Source organism: Vibrio sp. D3 (genome assembly GCF_043995865.1).
Taxonomy (GTDB): domain Bacteria; phylum Pseudomonadota; class Gammaproteobacteria; order Enterobacterales; family Vibrionaceae; genus Vibrio; species Vibrio diabolicus.
Genome location: NZ_CP171887.1, coordinates 2658376 through 2682622, shown reverse-complemented (window position 1 = coordinate 2682622; position 24247 = coordinate 2658376). Strand labels below are relative to the sequence as shown.

The following is a 24247-nucleotide window of genomic DNA, read 5'->3' as shown; positions in this document are numbered from 1 at the left end:
AGTTTATTTTGTCGAATTAAAGCTGTTTAGCTGGAACCAAAATCGTTGGTCCGCTGTTTTCCAGTTGGTTCGGATAATCAAGCGTGTAGTGCAAACCTCGACTCTCTTTACGCTGCATCGCACAACGAACCATCAGCTCTGCTACTTGTAAAAGGTTACGCAGTTCTAATAAGTTGTTCGAGACACGGAAATTGCTGTAGTACTCATGCGTTTCTTGTTGCAACAGTTGGATACGGCGCAAGGCGCGTTCTAAACGCTTGTCAGTTCGTACAATGCCCATGTAGTCCCACATAAACAGACGAAGCTCGTGCCAGTTGTGCTGAATGATCACTTCTTCATCACTGTTGGTCACTTTACTTTCATCCCAACATGGCACCTGTGAAGGAAGCTCCACGTTAGTGTGATGTTTTAGAATATCTTTCGCCGCAGACCAAGCATAAACCACGCATTCGAGAAGTGAATTTGATGCCATGCGGTTAGCCCCATGCAGCCCTGTATAGCTGACTTCGCCAATCGCATACAAGTTTTTAAGATCGGTGCAGCCATTTCTATCCACCATGACACCGCCACAAGTGTAGTGCGCAGCAGGTACGATTGGGATTGGCTCTTTGGTCATATCAATGCCCAAGTCCATCAAGCGTGAGTAAATGGTTGGGAAGTGTTTCGTAATAAAGTCCGCAGGTTTGTGACTAATGTCGAGGTACATACAGTCGGCACCCAAACGCTTCATTTCGAAGTCGATAGCACGAGCCACGACGTCACGCGGAGCAAGCTCTTTACGCTCATCGAAATCTGGCATAAAGCGAGAACCATCGGGACGACGCAGGTAAGCACCTTCGCCACGTAACGCTTCAGTCAACAAGAAGTTACGTGCTTCTGGGTGATATAAACACGTCGGGTGGAACTGGTTAAACTCCATATTTGCCACACGGCACCCTGCACGCCAAGCAATGGCAATACCATCACCAGACGAAACATCTGGGTTAGAGGTGTATTGATAAACTTTTGAAGCGCCACCTGTAGCGAGAACCACAAATTTGGCCCGCACGGTTTCGACATGCTCTTCGTTGCGGTTCCAAATATAAGCACCGATAACTTTGTTTTTATCACCGCCAATTTTGTCTTCGGTGATTAAGTCCAGCGCATTGTGACGTTCGAGAACATGAATATTTGGATGGTTGTGAGCGTTATCTTGCAGAGAGGTTTGCATCGCCATACCTGTTGCATCTGCCGCGTGAAGAATACGACGACGGCTATGGCCACCTTCACGAGTTAAGTGGTAACGAGGCTCATCGTCAGAATCATCCTCTTCACGATCAAATGGGACACCACCGTCGATCAACCACTGTACGCACTCTTTTGAATGTTCAGCAATGAACCTCACAGTATCTTCGTCACAAATACCATCGCCGGCGATTTGTGTATCTTCAACGTGTGACTCAATGGTGTCTGACTCATCAAATACAGCAGCAATACCACCCTGGGCATAATAGGTCGCCCCTTCGCTGCGTGGCCCTTTACTCAGCACCATCACTTTACAGTGGTTAGCAACGCGCAAAGCCAACGACAAACCAGCCGCGCCACTCCCTACCACTAACACATCACACTCATGTTCACGATTTGTGTTCATATAACTTTTATAATCCCAAGCTAAGGTAACAAAGTCACCTTGTGTATTATTTGCACACCATGTGCATTCCATTATCGCGACACCTGTCGCTAAGGGCTAAGTTGGGAGACCTATCGACATCCGTGTTACTGCGGTGACTGAGCCACTCTTCTTTTTCATGCAGAGCATGAGCATGCTTCCTAAGTTATATTTGTAACGCGGTGTTCAGATAGCCATTAGCCATGCAAATGAAAAGTAATAGTTTGTCAATGCCATTGCTTTTCCATGCTCGACCCAGCACAATCTGGGACAGAGATCATTCATTATACCCAATTCCCCTCAAGATGCTCGCTTGTCAAACTTAGACTAAAGTCAGGCAACGGTGGTCATTTGGGTATAGACATCACACTGTGAAAAAACAATGACAAAAAACTTGAGAAACCATGGAACTTTCTCATTCACGTTAGGGTCACAATAGTGCTCAAGTAAGCAGTGGTGTCAATACTACGTTTTGCATAATTAGTACCCATATCTGAGAAGAGTAGGGGCATAACAAATAGGAGTATCCGCTCGAATGAACGAGCAGCTGACCGATCAAGTATTGATTGAGCGAGTTCAGAATGGCGATAAGCAAGCATTCAACCTGCTGGTAACGAAGTACCAGAACAAGGTATGTAATCTTATTTCCAGATACGTTAGTAATCCTGGCGATGTACCAGATGTAGCACAAGAAGCGTTTATTAAAGCTTACCGAGCTATTCCCAGCTTTCGTGGGGAGAGTGCGTTTTATACGTGGCTGTATCGCATTGCAGTGAATACTGCGAAAAATCACATTGTTGCTCAAGGGCGTAGACCTCCAGCGACAGATGTCGATGCTGAAGATGCTGAATTTTACGAAACAGGTAGTGCACTTAAAGAAATATCGAACCCTGAGAACTTAACGTTGTCCAAAGAATTGCAACGGGTGGTGTTCAGTGCAATCGAAGCTTTACCTGAAGATTTAAAAACCGCAATGACTTTACGAGAGCTCGATGGCTTGAGTTATGAAGAAATTGCAGAAGTGATGGATTGCCCGGTAGGAACGGTACGATCGCGTATCTTCCGTGCTCGTGAGGCGGTGGAAAAGAAAATCAGACCTCTTTTGCAACGCTAGTACAAGTAATAACTATGGTGAAAATAATGGCTGACAAAGAAAAACTTTCAGCTCTCATGGATGGAGAATTGGTCGATAAGGCTTTAATTCAAGAGTTAGAGCAAGACCAAGAGAGCCGTGATGCTTGGCAGAACTATCACCTGATCGGTGATGTGATGCGAGGCGAAGCGCCAGCAAAACCTGAGTGGAATATTGCTGAAAGCGTGGCGTTAGCGTTAGAAGATGAACCTGCACACCGTGCGTTTGATGCGCACAGTGCAAATGTTATCTCAATCGCTGATACGCCAAAAGAGTCGCAACCAGAACCGCAAAAAGCAAAACGTCAGTTGCCAGGTTGGTTGACACAGTTTGGTCAAGTTGCAGTTGCTGCATGTGTATCGCTTGTCGTTATTTTAGGTGTACAGCAGTACGGTGGTAGCGATTCAATGTCGCCGCAAACAGACCAATTGCCTGTGTTGCAGACAGTTCCGTTTGCTGGCAGCGCAGAGCCTGTGAGTTTAACTCGTGAGTCTGTTGAGCGTTCTGTAAGTGAAGCAAATATGCAAGAGCAACGTAAGCGTGTTCATGCTATGCTGCGAGACTACGAATTGCAGTTACGAATTAACAGTGATGCATCTCAACAAGATGCAAATCTGAATCCGGATATTGAATGAAAAAATTTCTGATCAGCGCTTGCGCTCTGTTCAGTATGATGTCTTCTCAAGCCTTTGCTGGTGATAAGCCAGCGGAGGCTTTATTGCATCAAATGAGCGAGGCGAGTAAGAATTTAAGTTACGAACTCTCTTATATCCTTATCAAAAAGAACAGCATTGAGCCGTTGCTGTATCGTCATGCCACGCATGGTGACGATCAATATGCTCATCTTGTTTATTTAAGCGGCCCTGTGCGCGAAGTGATTCGTCGTGGCACAGAAGTAAGCTATATCGAAACGGGTTTAGAACCATTCACCATAGAGTCAGGTAAAATGGTCGCTCCGACCATGCCTATGCTCAACACCAATATCGATGAGCTAAACTTGTATTACGACTATGTAAAAGTGGGTAGAGCTCGTGAAGCAGGTGTAGCAACACAAGTGCTGCGTGTCGTCCCTAAAGACGGTCTGCGCTATTCATACGTACTATGGATCGATGAAAAGAGTAAATTGCCGTTACGTGCCGACCTTGTGGACCGTGATGGTGAGATGCTTGAACAATATCGCACTATTTCTTACACGGTGAATCCAAAAATCGCAGAGTTAATGAGTGGCCTACAAGATGTTCAATTACCAGCTGTTCTCACCATGCCAAAAGGCGATATTGGGACCAGTAATTGGCAGGTAGGTTGGATCCCTGAAGGTTTCGAGCCGAACGAGCTCAACCGCTATCGTATGGCCGTTACTAATCAAATGGTGGAGAGCCAGCTGTATTCTGATGGTCTGTTTAGCTTCTCTGTTTACGTAGCAAACAAAGATGAGCATTCGTTAAAAGGGCAGTTGGTTCGCCAAGGCAGAAGAACGCTACACAGTTTTGTGAGCGGTCAACATGAAATCTCCGTTGTAGGAGACATTCCGCCGACCACAGCACAACGTATCGCCCAATCTGTCACATTTAATGTAACAAAGAGTAAACAACAATGATGACCGCTTTGGCTACTGTGACAGACGTACATCGTCGCGGTAAACAATACGAAATTGATTTAAGCTGCGAACAGCAGACCAGTTGCAGTAGTTGCTCTTCACAGAAAAGCTGTGGAACGGGCGTTGTGACTAAAGCCATTGGTAACAAGAGTTTATCTTGGCACCTGCGCACGGATAAATCAGTGAAGATAGGTCAAGTCGTCGAGATAGGCTTTCCTGAGTCGAGCCTGATAAAATCAGCAATGGCAGTTTATTTACTGCCGTTGTTTGGTTTGATTATCGGTGCGATGTTTGGTCACTTCCTATTAGCGCCGCTGACCGCGGGCGGAGAAGGTATCATCATATTGGCATCAGTACTATTTGCAGCTGGTGGAATGTGGATCGCAAAACGTGTTTCTCGTCCGTTAGAGGATGAATCCAAGCGCCAAGTTACCCTTGTTAGGGTACTTGGAGAGCCAATCCAGTAAGCGCTGTCCCCCTCCACTTAAGGTTATTTGGGTATGTACTTTAAATTACGTGCGCCCGTTAACGAAATTCGGTAGAATCTGCCAACTTGATTGAAATGCCGTCAGTAGATGGCGTTTCTTACTGTCCCTATTTGTAAAGAGTTAGTCACCCTAAATCTATGAAGCACATTCGTAACTTTTCGATTATCGCCCACATCGACCATGGTAAGTCGACCCTATCAGACCGTCTAATCCAAGTTTGTGGCGGGTTAACCGATCGTGAAATGGCCGCACAGGTTCTGGATTCTATGGATCTTGAACGTGAGCGTGGTATCACCATTAAATCTCAGAGTGTGACGCTAAACTACACCGCTAAAGACGGTGAGACGTATCAGCTGAACTTCATCGATACTCCGGGGCACGTTGACTTTGCATATGAAGTATCACGTTCTCTAGCGGCTTGTGAAGGTGCGTTATTGGTTGTAGATGCGGGTCAAGGTGTTGAGGCTCAAACACTGGCTAACTGTTACACCGCGATCGAGATGGATCTAGAGGTTGTGCCAATCTTGAACAAGATTGACCTACCAGCAGCCGATCCTGAGCGCGTGGCAGAAGAAATTGAAGAAATCGTTGGCATCGATGCAATGGAAGCAACCCGCTGTTCTGCGAAGACAGGCATCGGTGTTGATGACGTTCTAGAGAACATCGTATCAGCGATTCCAGCACCGGAAGGTGATCCAGATGCGCCACTACAAGCGCTGATCATTGACTCATGGTTTGATAACTACCTTGGCGTTGTTTCTCTAGTACGTATTAAAAACGGCGAACTGAAGAAGAACGACAAGATCAAAGTGATGAGCACGGGTCAAGTTTGGGGTGTAGACCGTCTTGGTATTTTTACGCCAAAACAAGTAGATACCGACATCCTTCGTACTGGTGAAGTAGGTTGGGTGGTTTGTGGTATTAAAGACATCCTTGGTGCACCAGTTGGTGATACGCTGACTATGGCTAAGAATGGCTGTGAAAAACCGCTACCAGGTTTTAAGAAAGTAAAACCTCAGGTTTACGCAGGTCTGTTCCCGGTATCTTCTGACGATTACGAGAACTTCCGTGATGCGCTGGGCAAATTAAGCCTAAACGATGCATCGCTATTCTACGAGCCAGAAAACTCAGCGGCACTTGGCTTTGGTTTCCGTTGTGGTTTCCTTGGCATGCTGCACATGGAAATTATCCAAGAGCGTCTAGAGCGTGAATACGACTTAGATCTTATCACCACGGCACCAACGGTAGTTTACGAAGTTGAAAAGACCGATGGTGAACTGCTGTACGTTGATAGCCCTGCCAAACTACCAGCGATCAATGATATTGAAGAAATTCGTGAACCGATCGCTCGTTGTAATATCCTGGTACCTTCAGAGTACCTAGGTAACGTGATCACGCTGTGTGTTGAAAAGCGTGGTACTCAGGTCGATATGGTTTACCACGGTAACCAGGTTGCCGTGACTTACGATATTCCAATGGCAGAAGTGGTACTGGATTTCTTTGACCGCCTGAAATCGACATCTCGTGGTTATGCGTCTTTGGATTACAACTTCCAGCGTTTTGAAGCTTCGAATATGGTACGTGTAGACGTTCTTCTGAACGGTGACACCGTTGATGCATTGGCGATGATCACACACAAAGACCAGTCTCAGACTCGCGGTCGTCAGCTGGTAGAGAAGATGAAAGAATTTATCCCTCGCCAAATGTTTGATATCGCAATCCAAGCAGCGATTGGTAACCACATTATCGCACGTTCAACTGTAAAACAGCTGCGTAAGAACGTAATCGCGAAATGTTACGGCGGTGACGTAAGTCGTAAGAAGAAACTTCTGAAGAAACAGAAAGAAGGTAAGAAGCGCATGAAGCAGATCGGTAACGTTGAGCTGCCTCAAGAAGCGTTCCTAGCCATCCTTCACGTAGGTAAAGACTAAAGTTGAACTTTGTCTCACACTTGTCGGTCTTAAGACGTTAGATATTAAAATAAGTGAAAGGGTTTCGGCTCTTTCACTTTCGTATTTTTAGATAAGGGAATTTAATGGCGAATACATTCTCACTGATGCTGGTTATTGCGACTTTGGTAACTGGCGTGGTTTGGCTATTGGAAAAGCTGGTTTTCGCGAAAAAGCGTCAGGAAAAACTGGCGGAGATTCAAGCTCAGACGTCTAATGGTTTGGATGCAGTGACCTTGCAAAAAGTTGAGCGTCAGCCTTGGTGGGTTGAAAATAGCGTCTCAATTTTTCCTGTGATTGCGTTCGTTTTAGTATTACGTTCTTTTATCTACGAACCATTTCAAATCCCATCAGGCTCAATGATGCCGACTTTGTTGGTGGGTGACTTTATCTTGGTAGAAAAATACGCCTATGGCTTGAAAGATCCGGTATGGCGCACGCAGTTAGTTGAAACAGGTAAACCTGAGCGTGGTGATATCGTGGTATTCAAATATCCGCCACAACCAAGTGTGGATTACATTAAGCGTGTTGTTGGTTTGCCTGGTGATATAGTGCGTTATTCAAGTGATAAGCAGCTTTGCGTGCAAAGCCAAGGTGAATCGGCGTGTAAACCAGTTAAACTGAGCAATGTTGAAGAAAGTCAGTTTAGCTCGAACGGTATTCCAATGATCCAACTGGATGAAAAATTGGGTAACGTGGAGCACAATATTTTGGTTAACCCTCTTGTTCGTAACCGTGTGGAGCAATACTTCCCACGTAGCGGCACGACAGAGTGGGTTGTACCACAAGGTCAGTACTTTGTGATGGGTGATAACCGTGACAACAGTGCTGACAGCCGTTACTGGGGCTTCGTTCCTGAAGCAAACTTAGTCGGCAAAGCTGTCGCCATTTGGATCAGCTTCGAGTTTGATCGTGGCGCAGATAGCGTTCTACCTTCATGGATTCCAACTGGTGTGCGTTTTAACCGCATCGGTGGTATTCACTAACCATTTTATATCGAGAGAGTATGAATTCTCCAATTGATAAACTAGAGAGAAAGCTCGGCTACCAGTTTCAAGATGCCGGGCTTATCAACTTGGCGCTGACTCACCGCAGCGCCAACAGTAAGCATAATGAACGTCTTGAGTTTCTGGGCGATTCAATTTTAAGTTTTGTCATCGCTGATGATCTGTACCATCGTTTCCCGAAAGTGAACGAGGGTGACATGAGCCGTATGCGTGCTACTTTGGTTCGCGGACATACATTGGCGGAACTGGGTCGTGAATTCGATCTAGGAGATTATTTAAAATTAGGTCCAGGTGAATTGAAGAGTGGCGGTTTCCGCCGAGACTCTATTTTAGCCGATGCGGTTGAAGCCATTATTGGCGCAATTTACCTAGACAGCGATCTTGAAGTCGTGCGAGGCATTGTACTGAGTTGGTACAACTCACGCCTTGAAGCCATTAAACCTGGCGTCTCACAAAAAGATCCGAAAACTCGCCTACAAGAGTTCCTGCAAGGCAGAAGAAAACCGCTGCCTGTGTACACAGTGACTAATATTAAAGGTGAAGCGCACAACCAAGAGTTTACGGTTGAGTGTGAAGTAGCAGGTGTAGACAAGCCTGTAATCGGGAAAGGCACCAGCCGCCGCAAGGCAGAACAAGCGGCCGCTGAAACAGCACTTGAGCAATTAACAAATGGCTGATAACGAATTCGATATCGATGCGTTTTTCGCATCACAAGGTGAGCCAAGCTCGCCAGAAAACCAGCACTGTGGCTTTATTGCTATTGTTGGTCGCCCAAATGTAGGTAAGTCGACACTTCTGAACAAAATCTTGGGTCAGAAGATTTCGATCACCTCACGTAAGCCGCAAACAACACGCCACCGCATTATGGGTGTGGACACAGACGGCGATTACCAAGCGATTTACGTTGACACGCCAGGACTTCACATCGAAGAAAAGCGTGCGATTAACCGTTTGATGAACCGTGCGGCTAACTCATCTCTAAGTGATGTAAACCTAGTGTTTTTCTTAGTCGATGGTACGCATTGGACTAAAGACGATGAGATGGTGCTGACTAAGCTTCAAAAATCGAACTTCCCAGTTGTGCTTTGTGTCAATAAAGTCGACAACGTGCAAGATCGTAACGAAGTGATGCTACACATGGCTGAGATGTCTAAGAAGATGGACTTCGTTGACGTTGTGCCAATCTCTGCGAAGCAAGGGAAGAACATTGATGTACTGCGTAAGCACGTTCGTAATCACTTACCTAAAGCAACGCACCACTTCCCAGAAGAATACGTGACTGATCGCTCCCAGCGTTTTATGGCATCTGAAATTGTGCGTGAAAAGTTAATGCGTTTCACGGGTGAAGAATTGCCATACTCGGTAACGGTCGAGATTGAACGTTTTGATTACAACCCAGAAACCGACGGTTTCCATATCAATGCCTTGATTCTTGTGGAGCGTAATGGCCAGAAGAAAATGGTGATTGGTAAAGGTGGCGAGAAGATCAAGACCATTGGTCGTGAAGCGCGTTTAGATATGGAAGAGTTGTTCGGTCGTAAGGTTTACCTGGAAACATGGGTAAAAGTGAAATCTGGCTGGGCAGACGACGAACGAGCACTGCGCTCGTTGGGCTATATCGACGACTTATAATCTTGGCTGCGAAGATGCTTCGCTCCAACATCGATTAAAATAAGGAGCCGCTCGGCTCCTTATTTTTTATTTCACACTTTTTAGGCACAATGACTTAGATGAGTAATCTGTCTTCCGAAGGTTTACAGCGCTGCTTTGTATTACATCGCCGCCCTTACAGTGAATCGAGCTTAATCCTTGATGTATTCAGTGAGGAATATGGTCGAATGACTTTAATGGCGAAAGGCGCGCGCAGTAAGCGTTCGAACTTAAAAGGCGCATTGCAACCTTTTACTCCGCTGTTACTTAAATGGTCGGGGAAAGGTTCGATGAAGACTTTGCGTCAAGCTGAGCCGATAAGCCTAGGCTTACCGCTAACGGGCATTAATCTCTACTCTGCCATGTACGTTAATGAACTGATTGGTCGGATATTGATGGCTGAAGTGCCGATGCCAGCGCTATTTCATGATTATTTGCATGCGTTAACAGAGTTGGCACACAACGAGAACCCTGAGCCAGCACTGCGTCGTTTTGAGTTAGCATTGCTCTCTTCTATGGGGTATGGCGTGGATTTCTTGCACTGTGCAGGTACTGGCGAGCCCGTCGACCCAGAGATGACGTATCGTTACCGGGAACAAAAAGGCTTCATAGCTTCGGTTAGGCGCGATAACCTTACGTTTTTAGGGAATGAGCTGATTGCTATCAGTGAGCGGCGGTTCGTCACTAAAGAGCAGCTAAAAGCGGCAAAACGCTTTACACGTATAGCCTTAAAGCCGTATCTTGGCGGCAAACCTTTAAAAAGTCGTGAATTTTTCATTCAGACCCCCAGAGCACGGAGTAACGGAAAATGAGCTCAATTTATTTAGGCGTCAATATCGACCATATTGCCACTCTACGTAATGCACGTGGTACAAAATACCCTGATCCTGTTCACGCTGCAGAAATTGCTGAGCGTGCAGGCGCGGATGGTATCACAATTCACTTACGTGAAGACCGTCGCCATATTTTGGACCGTGATGTACGTATTCTGCGTGAAACCATTCAAACGCGCATGAATCTAGAGATGGCAGTGACGGATGAAATGGTTGAGATTGCGCTGCAAACTAAACCAGAGTTTGTGTGCTTAGTGCCTGAAAAACGTGAAGAACTGACGACGGAAGGTGGCTTGGACGTTGTGGGGCAGCTTGAAAAAATTAAAGCTGCGACGAAAAAGCTGACAGATGCAGGCATTAAAGTTTCGCTCTTTATTGATGCTGACCGTCAACAGATTGAAGCTGCGAAAAAGTGTGGTGCTCCGTTTATTGAGCTACATACTGGCCATTATGCAGATGCGACGACAGAAGACGAACAACAAGCTGAACTGAAGAAGATTGCCGCTGGTGCGAGTTATGCACATGATCTAGGTATTATTGTTAATGCCGGGCATGGCCTGACTTATCACAATGTCGCCCCAATTGCTGCATTACCAGAAATTTACGAACTCAACATTGGTCACTCAATCATTGGTCGCGCGGTATTTGATGGTTTAAATAAAGCGGTTGCTGACATGAAAGCACTGATGATTGAGGCTCGCCAGTCATAGGGCTATCTAGATGGCGATTATAGGGTTAGGCACCGACATTGCAGAAATTGAGCGTATTGAAAAAGCGTTAGCTCGTAGCGGTGAGCCTTTTGCTCAGCGTATTCTTTCAGAAGAAGAAATGGCGAATTTTTCACAGCTTAAGTTGCAAGGCCGTTATCTTGCTAAGCGCTTTGCGGTCAAAGAAGCGGCCTCAAAAGCATTGGGGACAGGGATCGCAAAAGGGGTCACGTTTCACGATTTTTCCATCTCGAACGATGCGCTTGGAAAACCAGTGCTCGCATTGACGGGCACAGCAAAGCAAATAGCGGATGCGATGGGCGTTAACCACATTCACCTGTCCATTTCCGATGAGCGTCATTACGCTGTGGCGACGGTCATTTTTGAATCCTAGCTTGTAAGTCTTAAACAAAATACTAAAAAGCCAGAGCAGATGCTCTGGCTTTCTTGTCTCTCGAGCAGATTACTGTTCAAGGTATAATTTTGCAGTCGTTGTGACTTTAATCATTTCATCTTGCAGCTCGAACATTTCAGGCTCAACCTCCTCAAGACTGATCCCTGAGCGCAGTGCTTGCTCAAGCGTCGCACAGAGTGATTTCAGCCTAGGCACTCCGCAATATGAGCTACTGCCGTGCAGCTTATGGATGACATGAATTAGGTCATCACGGGAGATATCTTCTTGCTCCAGAGCTTGGTCAACGACTGCTTCTACTTCAGGGATGAACTCAATCAACATGCGCAGCATGTCTTTGGCGAGATCCTCTTTATTCGCGCTCTGTTTTAAGGCAGCTTGCCAATCAATAATCACATCCTGTTGAGGCGAAGAAACGGATTGTGGCGCGCTCCCTTCAGGCTCATCAACGTATGAAGGGGCGACTTTGCCAATGCTCTCTGTACAAGCATTTGGGTTCCAGTGAACCAAAACCTGTTGTAGCACATGCTCTTCAATAGGTTTGGTCAAGTAGTCATCCATTCCTGCCGAGAGCAAGCGATCTCTTTCACCCGCCATGGCATGCGCCGTTACCGCAATCACTGGCGTGTCTTTATTTAACTCCAACTCTTTAATGTGCTGACAAGCGGTCACACCATCCATTTGTGGCATTTGGATATCCATGAAGATTAAGTCGTACTTTTTCTCCGTCGCCAGGTTCACCGCTTGCTGGCCATTGCTACAGGCGGTGACGGTTTCTACTCGTTCGCGAAGCAGAGCGGAAATCAGCTTCAAGTTCGCTGGGTTATCATCCACCGCTAACACCGTCAGAGGTAAACGCTCCCCTTCGCTTGGCGTAATTGGAGCACTCAATGTTGGTGGTGATTCGATATGTTCGCTAATCAGGCTTTGTAGCAGTTTACGGCGAGACAACGGCTTCGTCAGGCATTGGACGTGATGCTCTGTCATAATTTGGTCGGCAAGTGCCAGTTCGGTACTCGGCGTCCCTAGGATCACACTCGGAGCCATGCGTTTCGCTTGTTCTATCCAAGGTGTAATGACGTCTGCATCATGCGTTTGATTCGCCGCTAAATTCAGTAATACATAGTCATATTGTTCTTCGTTTTTCGGTAGCGAAGAGCGGTAGGTTACTAAGATACCTTCTTGACTTAGAATCTGTTGGGTTACGGATGCGGCTTGCATGTTTGGTTCAATCAACAGCAACTGTTTGCCCGTTAGAAGCTCCACTTCAATCAGTTCGCTCATTGGCATCTCTGTTGAGTGCAAGCGCACCGTAAACCAGAACGTCGAACCTTGGTGTAGGCGGCTGGTTAAGCTGATCTCGCCACCCATCTGGCTTACCAATTTCTGCGTGATAACCAAACCTAACCCAGTGCCACCGTAGCGACGTGAAATGCTGGCATCCGCTTGGCTAAATGCTTGGAATAATTGCGCTTGCTGACGTTCAGAAATACCAATGCCGGTATCACGCACCATGAATTGCAGTTCGACGGAGTCCCCAGATTGAGAGCGCATTTCAACGCTAACATCAATGTTGCCTCGCTCGGTAAACTTGATGGAGTTACCGACTAAGTTCGTCAAAATTTGCTGGATACGTAGTGGGTCCCCAACTAAACCCGGTGGAATTTTAGGGTCCACTTTTAGGGTGATTTCTAACCCTTTCTCATGTGCACTTGTGGCTTGTAGGTTAATCACTTCTTCTAAACTTTCTCGGAAATCAAACGGAATGTTTTCCAGCGCCAGCTTACCCGCCTCAAGTTTCGAGAAGTCGAGAATGTCATTGATGATGTTCAGTAGATTGTTCGCCGACTTCTCAATCGTCTGTAGGTAATCAGTTTGGCTGTTAGAAAGCTGCGTTTTAAGCATTTGACGAGTAAAGCCAATAACCCCATTGAGCGGAGTACGCAGTTCGTGCGACATGTTCGCCAAGAACTCAGATTTAACCCTGGCCGCTTCTTGCGCACGTTTCTTCGCGATATCTAACTCAACGTTCTGAATCTCTAGCTGCTCAAGCGTTTCACGCAAGTCTGATGTGGCTTGGTCTATACTGTGCTGCATCTCCACGTGATATTCCGATAGCGATACCGCCATGGCGTTAATACCGTTTTTCAGTTGGTCTAACTCACCATGCATTTTACCTTCGATACGCACGTCTAGGTGACCACGGCGAATGCGGTCAACGACATTCTTCATGTGGGTGATAGGCTGGGTAACATCGTGCATCAGACGTGAAGCAAACACACTTGCCAAGCCAAGACCAAGTATAAGAACTAAAAAAGCAGAGAAAACTTCTTGATACTGTTGCAGCCTTAAAGAGGAGAGATCTAACTCAACGGCAATATAACCAATTGCTTTGGTTCCTTGGCTTTCGTTCGACAACTCCGCTAAATAGTGACCCTCTGACAAAATAGGTACGCGCAATATCAGTGAGTTTTCGTAGATTTCCGAATTGCCCAGTTGCGGGATCGGTTTATCTTTGGGGAACATCAAGGCTTCGAAATTAGGGTGAAAGTTAGATGTCACGAAGAGCTCATGATGTTCATCAAACACCGCGATACTACGAACCAGTTTAGAGTTTTTGCGATGGGCGTAGCTTATCAAGCGACGTACCGCCTCTCGGCTTTCTGATAGTAGATGAGTTTCACTGGCAATTGCTAACGGCTCAATGATGCTGTTACCAGTGGTGATAACTTGTTTCTCAAGGTCTTGGTAGCGATTAAATGAGAAAAAACCGCTCAGTAATAAACCAATGATGAGAGTGGGAGCGAGAGTCAGTGTAATTACACGTGCTCGTAAGCCATATCTGGTCATGTTATCTAATTACATCGGAGTCTGGATATGGGAAAATAACGCATTATTTCTCAAGCGCACGATAAGGCGTTGAGCAAAGAAGTGACGTCACCTAATAAACGGTAAGCATAATCAAGTCACTCGAATCACACAACGGCTGCAATCAAGAATAGTGAAGCCGAAGAGCAATTAGACATAAATCAGGCATAGAGCATGGCACGCATCTTTCAACCGAAAAAGAAAACCCAACTCAATACTCGTCATCAAGCGGTGCAAGTGGAGCGTTTAGATCACCACGGCGCAGGTATTGCTTACCTAAAGAAAAAACCGCTGTTTATTGATGGCGCATTGCCGGGAGAAGAAGTCGTCACACAATTAGTGGAAGAAAAAAGTAAATTTGCTCGCGGTAAACTGATTAAGATTCTCAAGCCGAGTGACACTCGCGTGGAGCCATTTTGTCCGCATTACCACGAGTGTGGCGGCTGTGATTTGCAACATCTAGATTATGACCAACAATTGACGTACAAACAGCAAACACTGCGTCAGCTGATGCGAAAATTTTCAGGCAATGATATCGAGCTTGATGCGCCATTATTAGGGGATTCACTGGCCTATCGTCGTCGTGCGCGAGTGAGCTTATTTGTCGATAAAAAAACACGTCAGCTACATTTTGGTTTCCGTAAAAAGCAGAGTAAGCAAATCGCGCAAGTGACCGACTGCCCAGTGTTGGCGCCGGAACTGAACGTTCTGCTTCCAGAGATTTATTCAGCACTAAAAGCGTTTAAAAAGCCGGAACAATTGGGCCATGTAGAGCTGGTACTTGGTGATAATGGGCCGTGTATTACGTTGCGTCACTTGAGTGCTCTGACAACGGTTGAAACTAACGCTCTAACGGAGCTGGCAAAACGTCATCATGCATCGCTGTACTTAATGCCAGCAACAGATCAGCTAAACCTTGTTGAAGGTGATATGCCTTTTTATCAAGAGGTTGGCGTGAAAATTCCTTTTGCGCCAAACAATTTCATTCAAGTGAACCAAGCCGTAAACAAAAAAATGGTCAAGCAAGCGGTTGAGTGGTTAGACCCGCAAAAGAGTGACCGAGTGTTAGATTTGTTCTGCGGCGTAGGCAACTTCAGTTTACCGATTGCGAAGTTAGCTAAGCACGTAGTTGGGGTCGAGGGTGTTGCAGAGATGGTCGAAAAAGCTACAAATAATGCATCCTTGAACCAAATCAATAATGCGCAATTTTATCACGCTAACCTTGAGCAAGATTTTGAAGGGCAGGTCTGGGCGGCAGAACGGTTTGATAAAGTGCTGTTAGACCCAGCACGCGCGGGGGCAAGTGGGATCATCGATCAAGTTTCTGAGCTTGGCGCACAGCGTGTAGTTTATGTTTCTTGTAATCCTGCTACCCTTGCTAGGGACAGCCAAAGCTTGATGGAGCAAGGCTATAAATTAACTAAATTAGGTATGCTGGACATGTTCCCTCATACCAGTCATCTAGAATCGATGGCATTGTTTGAAAAGTCCTAACTTTAGGACTTTGGCCCCTTATTTGTGGTGGGTGGTCATAAAGCCAGCGTTTACGCGCAGGTAAAAGAACTAACCTGGACGGTGTTAGTCAAACCACACGAATATAATAATTAGGATGATGAGATGGTTGCGGTAAGAAGCGCGCATTTAAACCAAGATGAACAGTTTGAACTCGAAAACTGGGTGGCTAGCCTGGGACAAGAGAAAAACACAGCCTCACGCTTAATCGAAGTATATCGAGATTGCCAGACGGTATTAGCCGATAACGAGCAAGCGGAACTGTTGTTGTGGCGTGGACGAGAAATGATCGAAATTTTGATCACCTTGTCTATGGATCAGGCCACCTTAGTGGCTGCACAACTGTTTCCTTTGGTTTCAAGTGGTGCTTTTAACAGAGAAATTCTGGAAGAGAAATACAGCAAAGAAATCATAAAATTAATTGATGGCGTTGAAGAGATGGCGGCTATTGGCCAACTCAATGTCAACATGGAAGGCAGTGCGGCGTCATCTCAGGTAGATAACGTACGCCGCATGCTGCTTGCCATGGTGGATGACTTCCGCTGCGTGGTTATCAAGCTTGCGGAGCGAATTTGTAACCTTATTGAAGTTAAAAAAGCGCCTGATGAAGTTCGACGTGCGGCGGCAAAAGAGTGTGCCAACATCTATGCGCCGCTAGCAAACCGATTAGGCATCGGTCAGCTGAAATGGGAAATTGAAGATTACGCTTTCCGCTACCAACAGCCGGAAACTTACAAACAAATTGCCAAGCAGCTTTCTGAGCGACGCATCGTTCGTGAACAGTACATCAAAGACTTTGTTGAAGACCTCACGCACGAGATGGAAGTGTCAGGTATTAACGCCGAAGTGAGTGGTCGACCTAAGCACATCTACAGCATTTGGCGAAAAATGCAGAAGAAGAGTTTGGCATTCGATGAGCTGTTTGATGTTCGAGCAGTACGTATCATCGCAGACAAACTGCAAGACTGTTACGCGGCTTTGGGTGTAGTTCACACCAAATACAAGCACCTACCGAGCGAGTTTGATGACTACGTTGCTAACCCTAAACCAAACGGTTATCAATCGATCCACACCGTAATTCTAGGGCCAGAAGGCAAAACCATCGAGATCCAGATTCGTACCAAGCAAATGCATGAAGAGTCGGAGCTGGGTGTTGCAGCGCACTGGAAATATAAAGAAGGGGCAAGCAGCCGAAGCGGTTATGATGAGAAGATCACGTGGCTGCGTAAGCTACTGGATTGGCAAGAAGAAATGTCAGATTCTGGCGAAATGCTTGATGAGCTACGTAGCCAAGTCTTTGATGACCGCGTCTATGCGTTTACGCCTCGTGGCGATGTTGTCGATTTACCTATGGGGGCAACGCCGCTAGATTTTGCCTACCATATTCACTCCGAAGTGGGACACCGTTGTATTGGCGCCAAAGTCGGAGGCCGCATAGTACCGTTTACTCATAAACTACATATGGGGGATCAGGTTGAGATTATCACTCAGAAAGAGCCTAACCCATCGCGAGACTGGTTAAACCCATCATTAGGCTTCGTTCATTCTGGCCGCGCGCGTGCCAAAATTAACGCCTGGTTCCGAAAGCAAAGCCGTGAGAAGAACCTCGAAGCGGGTCGTGAAATTCTTGAACATGAGTTAGCAAAAATTGGCGCAACGTTAAAAGATGCTGAGCATTACGCTCTCAAACGGTTTAACGTCAAAACACCAGATGAGCTTTACGTTGGTGTTGGTAGCGGTGATTTGCGTATCAACCAAATCATTAACCATATTAATGCGCTCGTTAACAAGCCAACAGCAGAAGAAGAAGACCAGCAAGCACTGGAAAAACTGCAAGAAGCAGAGCACAAATCACCAGCGCAAAGCCGACCGAAAAAAGACGCCGTCGTTGTAGAAGGTGTCGATAATCTAATGACGCACCTAGCGCGTTGCTGTCAGCCGATTCCAGGTGATGATATCTGTGGTTACATCACGCAAGGTCGCGGGATTTCAGTACACCGTAGTGACTGTGAACAGCTAGAAGAACTGCGCCATCACGCGCCAGAGCGTATCATCGATACTGTCTGGGGCAGCGGCTTCGTCGGGTCATACATCCTCACCGTCCGTGTTGAAGCGATGGAGCGAGGTGGTCTACTCAAAGACATTACGACACTGTTCGCCAACGAAAAGATCAAAGTGACCAGTATGAAGAACCGAGTCGATTACAGACGTCAACTTGCCATCATGGACTTTGACCTAGAAGTCACCAATATTGAGGTGCTTTCTCGTGTTTCGAAGCGTGTTGAGCAGATTAAGGATGTGATGACGGTGAAACGCCTCGGCTAATTTTTGCGTCACATTTGGCTTTTTATCTGCGTTAGCTGCACTTATTCGCTCCATCACATGGTGAACCATGCTCAGGAGTCTCATAAGTTTGCTGCCTTGCTAAAAGAGCCAACTGTTTAGTAAAAACCGACCAATGAAATAACTTAAGGTGAGTGGTTTTGGCTGCTCACCTTTTTCTTTAGTAGAAAGGTTTAAAGGAACAAAAAATGAGTCATCCAATTGAACAGTTAGAACAAATTATGGCGAAGTTGCGTGACCCAGAAAACGGTTGCCCTTGGGACTTAAAACAAACCTTTGACACCATCGTTCCGCATACAATCGAAGAAACCTACGAAGTGGTGGATGCGATTCAAAACCGTGATTGGCCGAACTTGCAAGAAGAGTTGGGTGATTTGTTGTTTCAGGTGATTTTTTATAGCCAATTAGCGAAAGAGCAAGGGTTGTTTGACTTTTCGGATGTCGTCGAAACCGTGAATGAAAAATTGACTCGCCGTCATCCGCATGTTTTTTCAGATGTTGAGTTTGAATCGGGCGAGGAAATCAACGCCAACTGGGAAGCCGAAAAAGCAAAAGAAAAAGCGCAGGTGGGCAAAGCGGAAGAAAGTATCCTAGACTCAATACCAAACTCTTTGCCAGCACTTTCTCGTGCTACAAAGATACAGAAAAAATGTGCGAAATATGGATTTGACTGGGAATCTCTTGGCCCGGTCGTCGATAAGGTGCGAGAAGAAATTGATGAAGTCATGGAAGAAGCGCTACAAGTCCAGCCTGATGAAGAAAAAGTGGAGTTGGAACTTGGTGATTTGCTATTTGCGACCGTCAATTTGGCACGCCATCTTGATAAAAATCCAGAAGTCGCACTAGGTAAAGCAAACTTAAAGTTTGCGAGACGTTTTAAGCAAGTTGAAGTAAAGGTCCAGCAGTCAGGCAAAGCGCTTACAGATTGTTCTTTATCAGAGCTCGACGATTTCTGGGATGAAGTAAAGCGAGAAGAGTCGAGATAGGGGGGAAATAAGCGGAATATACAATATGAGGCCAGTTTGCCTCTTAACACGAAAACGGACTTTGGTTTGTCTTTGCTCACTTTGATTTGAAGCAAAAAATAAAAAATTACGGTGTGATAGATTTCACGTTGTGGCGGTAAGGAGCTTCTGGTATATTTATCTCCCGTCCAGAAGCACTCCATTTCCCTCATTCAACCAATTTCAGGTTAAACATGACGACAAATTACATTTTTGTTACTGGCGGGGTTGTATCCTCTCTAGGTAAAGGTATTGCAGCAGCATCTCTTGCGGCTATTCTAGAAGCTCGTGGTCTTAAAGTGACTATGATGAAGCTTGACCCTTACATCAACGTTGACCCGGGCACAATGAGCCCTACTCAGCACGGTGAAGTGTTCGTTACAGAAGATGGCGCAGAGACTGACCTTGACCTTGGTCACTACGAGCGTTTCATCCGTACCAAGATGACCAAGCGTAACAACTTCACTGCAGGTCGTGTTTATGCCGACGTACTTCGTAAAGAACGTCGTGGTGACTACCTAGGCGCAACTATTCAAGTTATCCCTCACATCACTAACGCGATCAAAGACCGTGTAATTGCTGGCTCTGAAGGCCATGATGTGGCTATCGTTGAAGTTGGCGGTACCGTTGGTGATATCGAATCACTACCATTTATGGAAGCGATTCGTCAGCTAGCCGTTGAACTAGGCCGTGAGCGCGCAATGTTCATGCACCTAACACTTGTTCCTTACCTAGCGGCAGCGGGCGAAGTGAAAACTAAGCCAACTCAACACTCTGTAAAAGAACTTCTATCTATCGGTATTCAGCCAGATATCCTGGTTTGCCGTAGCGACCGCGTTATTCCAGCGAATGAACGTAAGAAAATCGCACTATTCTGTAATGTTCCAGAAAAAGCAGTAATTTCAATGAAGGACGTAGATTCTATCTACAAGATTCCTCAATTGATCAAGTCTCAAGGTCTAGATGATCTTGTGTGTGCTCGCTTTGGCATCACAGCTCCTGAAGCTGATCTTTCTGAGTGGGAACAGGTTATTTACGAAGAAGCAAATCCTACTGGTGAAGTAACCATCGGTATGGTTGGTAAATACACTGAATTGCCAGATGCATACAAGTCTGTGAACGAAGCGCTTAAACACGCTGGCTTGAAAAACCGTCTAAGTGTCACAATTAAGTATGTAGACTCACAAGATATCGAAACAAAAGGCGTTGAGCTGCTAGAAGGCTTAGACGCGATCCTAGTTCCAGGTGGCTTCGGCGATCGTGGTATTGAAGGCAAGATCCGTGCGGCTCAATATGCACGTGAAAACAATGTGCCTTACCTAGGTATTTGTTTGGGTATGCAAGTTGCACTAATTGAATACGCGCGTAACGTTGCGGGTATGGAAGGTGCACATTCAACAGAATTTAACAAAGAGACTAAGTACCCTGTGGTAGGTTTGATCACAGAGTGGGTAGACGAGTCAGGTAACGTAGAAGAGCGTACTGAAAAGTCTGACCTAGGTGGTACGATGCGTCTTGGTTCACAGCTATGTCACCTAGAGAAAGGTACGAAAGCTCGTGAACTTTACGGTAGCGCGACGATCCATGAACGTCACCGTCACCGTTACGAAGTGAATAATGTGCTTCGTCCGCAAATCGAAAAAGCAGGTCTGAAAGTTTCTGGCCTATCAGCGGACAAGAAGTTAGTGGAAATGATTGAGAACCCAGCTCACCCATGGTTTGTAGCGGCTCAGTTCCACCCAGAATTCACATCGACTCCTCGCGATGGCCACCCATTGTTTGCAGGTTTCGTTAAAGCTGCGGGCCAAAACGCACGCGGCGAATTCGAGAAGTAAAAGGATACGGGCGGCGGCGAAGGTTGTGCTGCTGCCCTTTAAAATTGACATTTATATTTGAAACGAGAGGAAACATTAATGTCTAAGATCGTTAAAGTTCTAGGTCGTGAAATCATCGACTCACGTGGTAACCCAACTGTAGAAGCTGAAGTACACCTAGAAGGCGGTTTCGTAGGTATGGCGGCAGCTCCATCTGGCGCATCTACTGGTTCTCGCGAAGCTCTTGAGCTACGTGACGGTGACAAAGCACGTTTCCTAGGTAAAGGTGTTCTTAAAGCAGTTGAAGCTGTAAACGGCCCAATCGCTGAAGCTCTAGTTGGCAAAGACGCTAAAGACCAAGCTGCAATCGACGCAGTAATGATCGAACTAGACGGCACTGAAAACAAATCTAAATTCGGTGCTAACGCTATCCTAGCTGTTTCTCTAGCAAACGCTAAAGCTGCTGCTGCAGCTAAAGGCATGCCTCTATACGAGCACATCGCTGAACTAAACGGTACAGCTGGTCAGTTCTCTATGCCTCTACCAATGATGAACATCATCAACGGTGGTGAGCACGCAGACAACAACGTTGACATCCAAGAGTTCATGATCCAACCAGTTGGTGCTAAGACTCTTAAAGAAGGTCTACGTATCGGTGCAGAAGTATTCCACAACCTAGCTAAAGTTCTTAAGTCTAAAGGCTACAGCACTGCAGTTGGTGACGAAGGTGGTTTCGCTCCTAACCTTAAATCTAACGCTGAAGCTCTAGAAGTTATCGCAGAAGCTGTTGCAGCTGCTGGTTACGAACTAGGTAAAGACGTTACTCTAGCGATGGACTGTGCAGCATCTGAGTTCTTCGACAAAGAAGCTGGCATCTACAACATGAAAGGCGAAGGTAAAACTTTCACTTCTGAAGAGTTCAACCACTACCTAGCTGAGCTAGCTAACCAATTCCCAATCGTTTCTATCGAAGACGGTCTAGACGAGTCTGACTGGGATGGCTTCAAGCACCAAACTGAACTACTAGGTGACAAGCTTCAACTAGTAGGTGACGACCTATTCGTTACTAACACTAAGATCCTTGCTGAAGGTATCGAGAAAGGCGTAGCTAACTCTATCCTTATCAAGTTCAACCAAATCGGTTCTCTAACTGAGACTCTAGCTGCAATCAAGATGGCTAAAGACGCAGGTTACACAGCAGTAATCTCTCACCGTTCTGGCGAAACTGAAGATGCAACTATCGCTGATCTAGCGGTAGGTACTGCTGCAGGTCAAATCAAAACTGGTTCTATGAGCCGTTCTGACCGTGTTGCTAAGTACAACCAACTAATCCGTATCGAGGAAGCTCTAGGTGAGCGCGCTCCTTTCAACGGTCTTAAAGAAGTTAAAGGTCAAGCTTAATTCTTAATTGAATAAGTTTAGCTAAATAGCTTTCTAGAAACGCTCCACTTCGGTGGGGCGTTTTTTATTTAAGAGCGATGAGCACGCTCCTCCATGTTTCAAAGAAGCGGTCTTAAAGAAGTTCAAGCTTAGTTCTTCATTGGATTAACCGCTTAGATTGAAGCTTTGAAATACCCTGATTTTGCGGGGTGTTTTCGTATCTATAGGCTTGTATTTCTTGGTTTTACTTTGGTGAGTGCTAAGAATAGCTTCATATGTCTTTGTTTCATTTTGCTGCTTATTTCTTGTAAGGAGCGTGTGAGTCTCCCTTTCTCCCCTAGAGGCAACCTCGCATTTATGCTATATATGTCACCTTATCTAATTCCTTCCGGTACAGAATGTTAGCAGCGATATGCGAATCTTTGTTATAGCCCTTACGCTACTGTTTGGCTTGCTTCAATACACTCTATGGTTTGGTAAAAACGGAGTGTCTGACTACTACACAGTAAAAGATGAAATTGAAGTTCAGCAACAAGTGAACAGCAAGCTACAAGCTCGCAATAATGAAATGTTTGCTGAGATTGATGACTTAAGGCAAGGTCTTGATGCGATTGAAGAACGTGCGCGTCATGAGCTTGGTTTAGTTAAAGATGGCGAGACTTTCTACCGCATTATAGGTGAGGAAAATCATTAAAATGTTGGATGTGAACTCATCGCATGTCGCAATTGTTCCTGCTGCCGGTGTCGGTAGTCGAATGAAGGCTGACCGCCCTAAGCAATATTTATTGATCGACGGAAAAGCGGTGCTAGAACACACTGTAGAAAAGTTGCTGTCGCACCCACGAATTTCGAAAGTGGTTGTCGCCATTACCGAAGGTGACCCTTATTTTCCTGAGTTAACCATCGCGAACCATCCCGATGTAATTCAAGTCGCGGGTGGCAAAGAGCGCGCTGATTCCGTACTTTCAGGGCTAAACTATGTCAATGAACATCTGGAAAGCGAGTGGGTATTGGTCCACGACGCTGCAAGGCCATGTGTATTAACATCCGACATTGACCGTTTGATTGATGTTTGCTGCGCTCACCCAACGGGTGGCATCCTCGCATCTCCAGTGAGAGACACAATGAAGCGAGCAAACGTAGCACAAGATATCGGTCATACGGTAGAGAGAGAAGCATTGTGGCATGCATTAACTCCACAAATGTTTAAAACTCAACAACTGACTCGAGCACTGGCTGACGCATTAGAACAAGGCATAGCCATCACGGATGAAGCATCGGCTTTAGAGTGGTTGGGCGAAACGCCTGCTTTAGTCCAGGGTAATGCGAATAACATAAAAATTACTCAGCCAGAAGATCTCGCGTTAGCCGAGTTTTATCTGAGCCGTGAGCGCGGCTAAAAAAGAAAGGATAAAAAATGATTCGAATTGGTCACGGTTTTGACGTGCATAAATTTGGTGGTGAAGGCCCGGTCATTATCGGTGGTGTTGCTATCCCTTACGAGCAGGGCTTAGTAGCCCACTCAGATGGTGATGTTGCACTTCATGCTTTGACTGATGCGCTACTCGGGGCGATTGCTGCGGGTGATATTGGTCGTCACTTCCCGGATACCGACGATAAATGGAAAGGGGCTAATAGCCGCGAATTGTTGAAAGACGTTTATCGTCGTGTCAAAGAGCAAGGCTACCGCCTTGGTAATGCCGATGTCACCATCATGGCACAAGCACCTAAGATGGCACCTCATATTGACGCGATGTGTGCGGCGATTGCGGAAGACCTAGAAACCGATATTAGTAACATTAACGTAAAAGCGACGACGACAGAGCGTCTCGGTTTTACTGGACGCAAAGAAGGCATTGCAACGGAAGCCGTGGTGCTTCTGTTCAAGCAATAATTAACCAAC

General features: G+C 46.0%; 21 protein-coding genes. 19 read left to right on the top strand and 2 right to left on the bottom strand.

From position 1 onward, the window contains the following. Positions 1-16 precede the first annotated feature (16 nt). Positions 17-1630, bottom strand: coding sequence for an L-aspartate oxidase (gene nadB, locus ACHFJ9_RS20330; protein ID WP_041853018.1), 1614 nt, complete (start codon positions 1628-1630; stop codon positions 17-19). 553 nt (positions 1631-2183) lie between these two features. Between nadB and rpoE the strand changes: the two genes are divergently transcribed. The 11 genes from rpoE to acpS all read left to right on the top strand — a co-directional run bounded on the left by rpoE (position 2184) and on the right by acpS (position 11405). Further along, positions 2184-2762 (top strand): RNA polymerase sigma factor RpoE, encoded by a 579-nt coding sequence (gene rpoE / locus ACHFJ9_RS20325; RefSeq protein ID WP_005380946.1) that lies wholly within the window; start codon positions 2184-2186, stop codon positions 2760-2762. 26 nt (positions 2763-2788) lie between these two features. Continuing rightward, positions 2789-3415 carry an RseA family anti-sigma factor gene (locus ACHFJ9_RS20320; protein ID WP_395356123.1) on the top strand — a complete coding sequence of 209 codons (627 nt, stop codon included), beginning with the start codon at positions 2789-2791 and terminating at the stop codon, positions 3413-3415. Further along, entirely contained in the window at positions 3412-4377 is a 966-nt protein-coding gene (rseB, locus tag ACHFJ9_RS20315; RefSeq protein ID WP_005393918.1) for a sigma-E factor regulatory protein RseB, read from the top strand. The genes ACHFJ9_RS20320 and rseB overlap by 4 nt, the downstream gene beginning before the upstream one ends. Beyond that, positions 4374-4844 (top strand): SoxR reducing system RseC family protein, encoded by a 471-nt coding sequence (locus tag ACHFJ9_RS20310; RefSeq protein WP_005384575.1) that lies wholly within the window; start codon positions 4374-4376, stop codon positions 4842-4844. The genes rseB and ACHFJ9_RS20310 overlap by 4 nt, the downstream gene beginning before the upstream one ends. A 158-nt stretch (positions 4845-5002) precedes the next feature. Then, complete coding sequence (gene lepA / locus ACHFJ9_RS20305) at positions 5003-6796, top strand: translation elongation factor 4 (RefSeq protein WP_005393909.1); 1794 nt, start codon at positions 5003-5005, stop codon at positions 6794-6796. Between the two features lie 104 nt (positions 6797-6900). After that, the gene (gene lepB, locus ACHFJ9_RS20300) at positions 6901-7800 is read left to right on the top strand and encodes a signal peptidase I (protein WP_005380933.1); all 900 of its coding nucleotides are present in this window, start codon (positions 6901-6903) and stop codon (positions 7798-7800) included. Positions 7801-7820: 20 nt separating this feature from the next. Further along, a complete protein-coding gene (gene rnc, locus ACHFJ9_RS20295) occupies positions 7821-8498 on the top strand; it encodes a ribonuclease III (RefSeq protein WP_005393907.1) in 678 nt (225 codons plus the stop codon). Next, complete coding sequence (gene era / locus ACHFJ9_RS20290) at positions 8491-9453, top strand: GTPase Era (RefSeq protein WP_006743309.1); 963 nt, start codon at positions 8491-8493, stop codon at positions 9451-9453. The genes rnc and era overlap by 8 nt, the downstream gene beginning before the upstream one ends. Before the next feature lie 98 nt (positions 9454-9551). After that, positions 9552-10283 (top strand): DNA repair protein RecO, encoded by a 732-nt coding sequence (gene recO / locus ACHFJ9_RS20285; RefSeq protein WP_006743310.1) that lies wholly within the window; start codon positions 9552-9554, stop codon positions 10281-10283. Beyond that, positions 10280-11014 carry a pyridoxine 5'-phosphate synthase gene (gene pdxJ, locus ACHFJ9_RS20280; RefSeq protein ID WP_005384579.1) on the top strand — a complete coding sequence of 245 codons (735 nt, stop codon included), beginning with the start codon at positions 10280-10282 and terminating at the stop codon, positions 11012-11014. Before recO ends, pdxJ begins: the two co-directional genes overlap by 4 nt. Positions 11015-11024: 10 nt before the next feature. Then, the gene (acpS, locus tag ACHFJ9_RS20275) at positions 11025-11405 is read left to right on the top strand and encodes a holo-ACP synthase (protein WP_395356118.1); all 381 of its coding nucleotides are present in this window, start codon (positions 11025-11027) and stop codon (positions 11403-11405) included. A gap of 69 nt (positions 11406-11474) precedes the next feature. Here the strand turns inward: acpS and barA are convergent, their stop codons facing one another. Then, positions 11475-14273, bottom strand: coding sequence for a two-component sensor histidine kinase BarA (gene barA / locus ACHFJ9_RS20270; protein ID WP_395356116.1), 2799 nt, complete (start codon positions 14271-14273; stop codon positions 11475-11477). A 192-nt stretch (positions 14274-14465) separates the two neighbouring features. Here barA and rlmD point away from each other — a divergent pair, with 192 nt between their 5' ends. The 8 genes from rlmD to ispF all read left to right on the top strand — a co-directional run bounded on the left by rlmD (position 14466) and on the right by ispF (position 24238). Beyond that, positions 14466-15785, top strand: coding sequence for a 23S rRNA (uracil(1939)-C(5))-methyltransferase RlmD (gene rlmD / locus ACHFJ9_RS20265; RefSeq protein WP_006743312.1), 1320 nt, complete (start codon positions 14466-14468; stop codon positions 15783-15785). Positions 15786-15908: 123 nt separating this feature from the next. After that, the gene (relA, locus tag ACHFJ9_RS20260) at positions 15909-18128 is read left to right on the top strand and encodes a GTP diphosphokinase (RefSeq protein WP_005393896.1); all 2220 of its coding nucleotides are present in this window, start codon (positions 15909-15911) and stop codon (positions 18126-18128) included. A 206-nt stretch (positions 18129-18334) separates the two neighbouring features. Next, the gene (mazG, locus tag ACHFJ9_RS20255; protein WP_395356113.1) at positions 18335-19132 is read left to right on the top strand and encodes a nucleoside triphosphate pyrophosphohydrolase; all 798 of its coding nucleotides are present in this window, start codon (positions 18335-18337) and stop codon (positions 19130-19132) included. Between the two features lie 212 nt (positions 19133-19344). After that, positions 19345-20985 carry a CTP synthase gene (locus ACHFJ9_RS20250; protein WP_005393892.1) on the top strand — a complete coding sequence of 547 codons (1641 nt, stop codon included), beginning with the start codon at positions 19345-19347 and terminating at the stop codon, positions 20983-20985. 78 nt (positions 20986-21063) lie between these two features. Then, on the top strand, positions 21064-22365 hold the full coding sequence (gene eno / locus ACHFJ9_RS20245; protein WP_005383785.1) for a phosphopyruvate hydratase: 1302 nt from the start codon (positions 21064-21066) through the stop codon (positions 22363-22365). A 391-nt stretch (positions 22366-22756) separates the two neighbouring features. Beyond that, the gene (ftsB, locus tag ACHFJ9_RS20240) at positions 22757-23038 is read left to right on the top strand and encodes a cell division protein FtsB (protein WP_005380907.1); all 282 of its coding nucleotides are present in this window, start codon (positions 22757-22759) and stop codon (positions 23036-23038) included. 1 nt (position 23039) lies between these two features. After that, positions 23040-23744 carry a 2-C-methyl-D-erythritol 4-phosphate cytidylyltransferase gene (ispD, locus tag ACHFJ9_RS20235; protein ID WP_395356110.1) on the top strand — a complete coding sequence of 235 codons (705 nt, stop codon included), beginning with the start codon at positions 23040-23042 and terminating at the stop codon, positions 23742-23744. A 17-nt stretch (positions 23745-23761) separates the two neighbouring features. Then, positions 23762-24238, top strand: coding sequence for a 2-C-methyl-D-erythritol 2,4-cyclodiphosphate synthase (gene ispF, locus ACHFJ9_RS20230; protein WP_005393886.1), 477 nt, complete (start codon positions 23762-23764; stop codon positions 24236-24238). Positions 24239-24247: the final 9 nt, after the last annotated feature.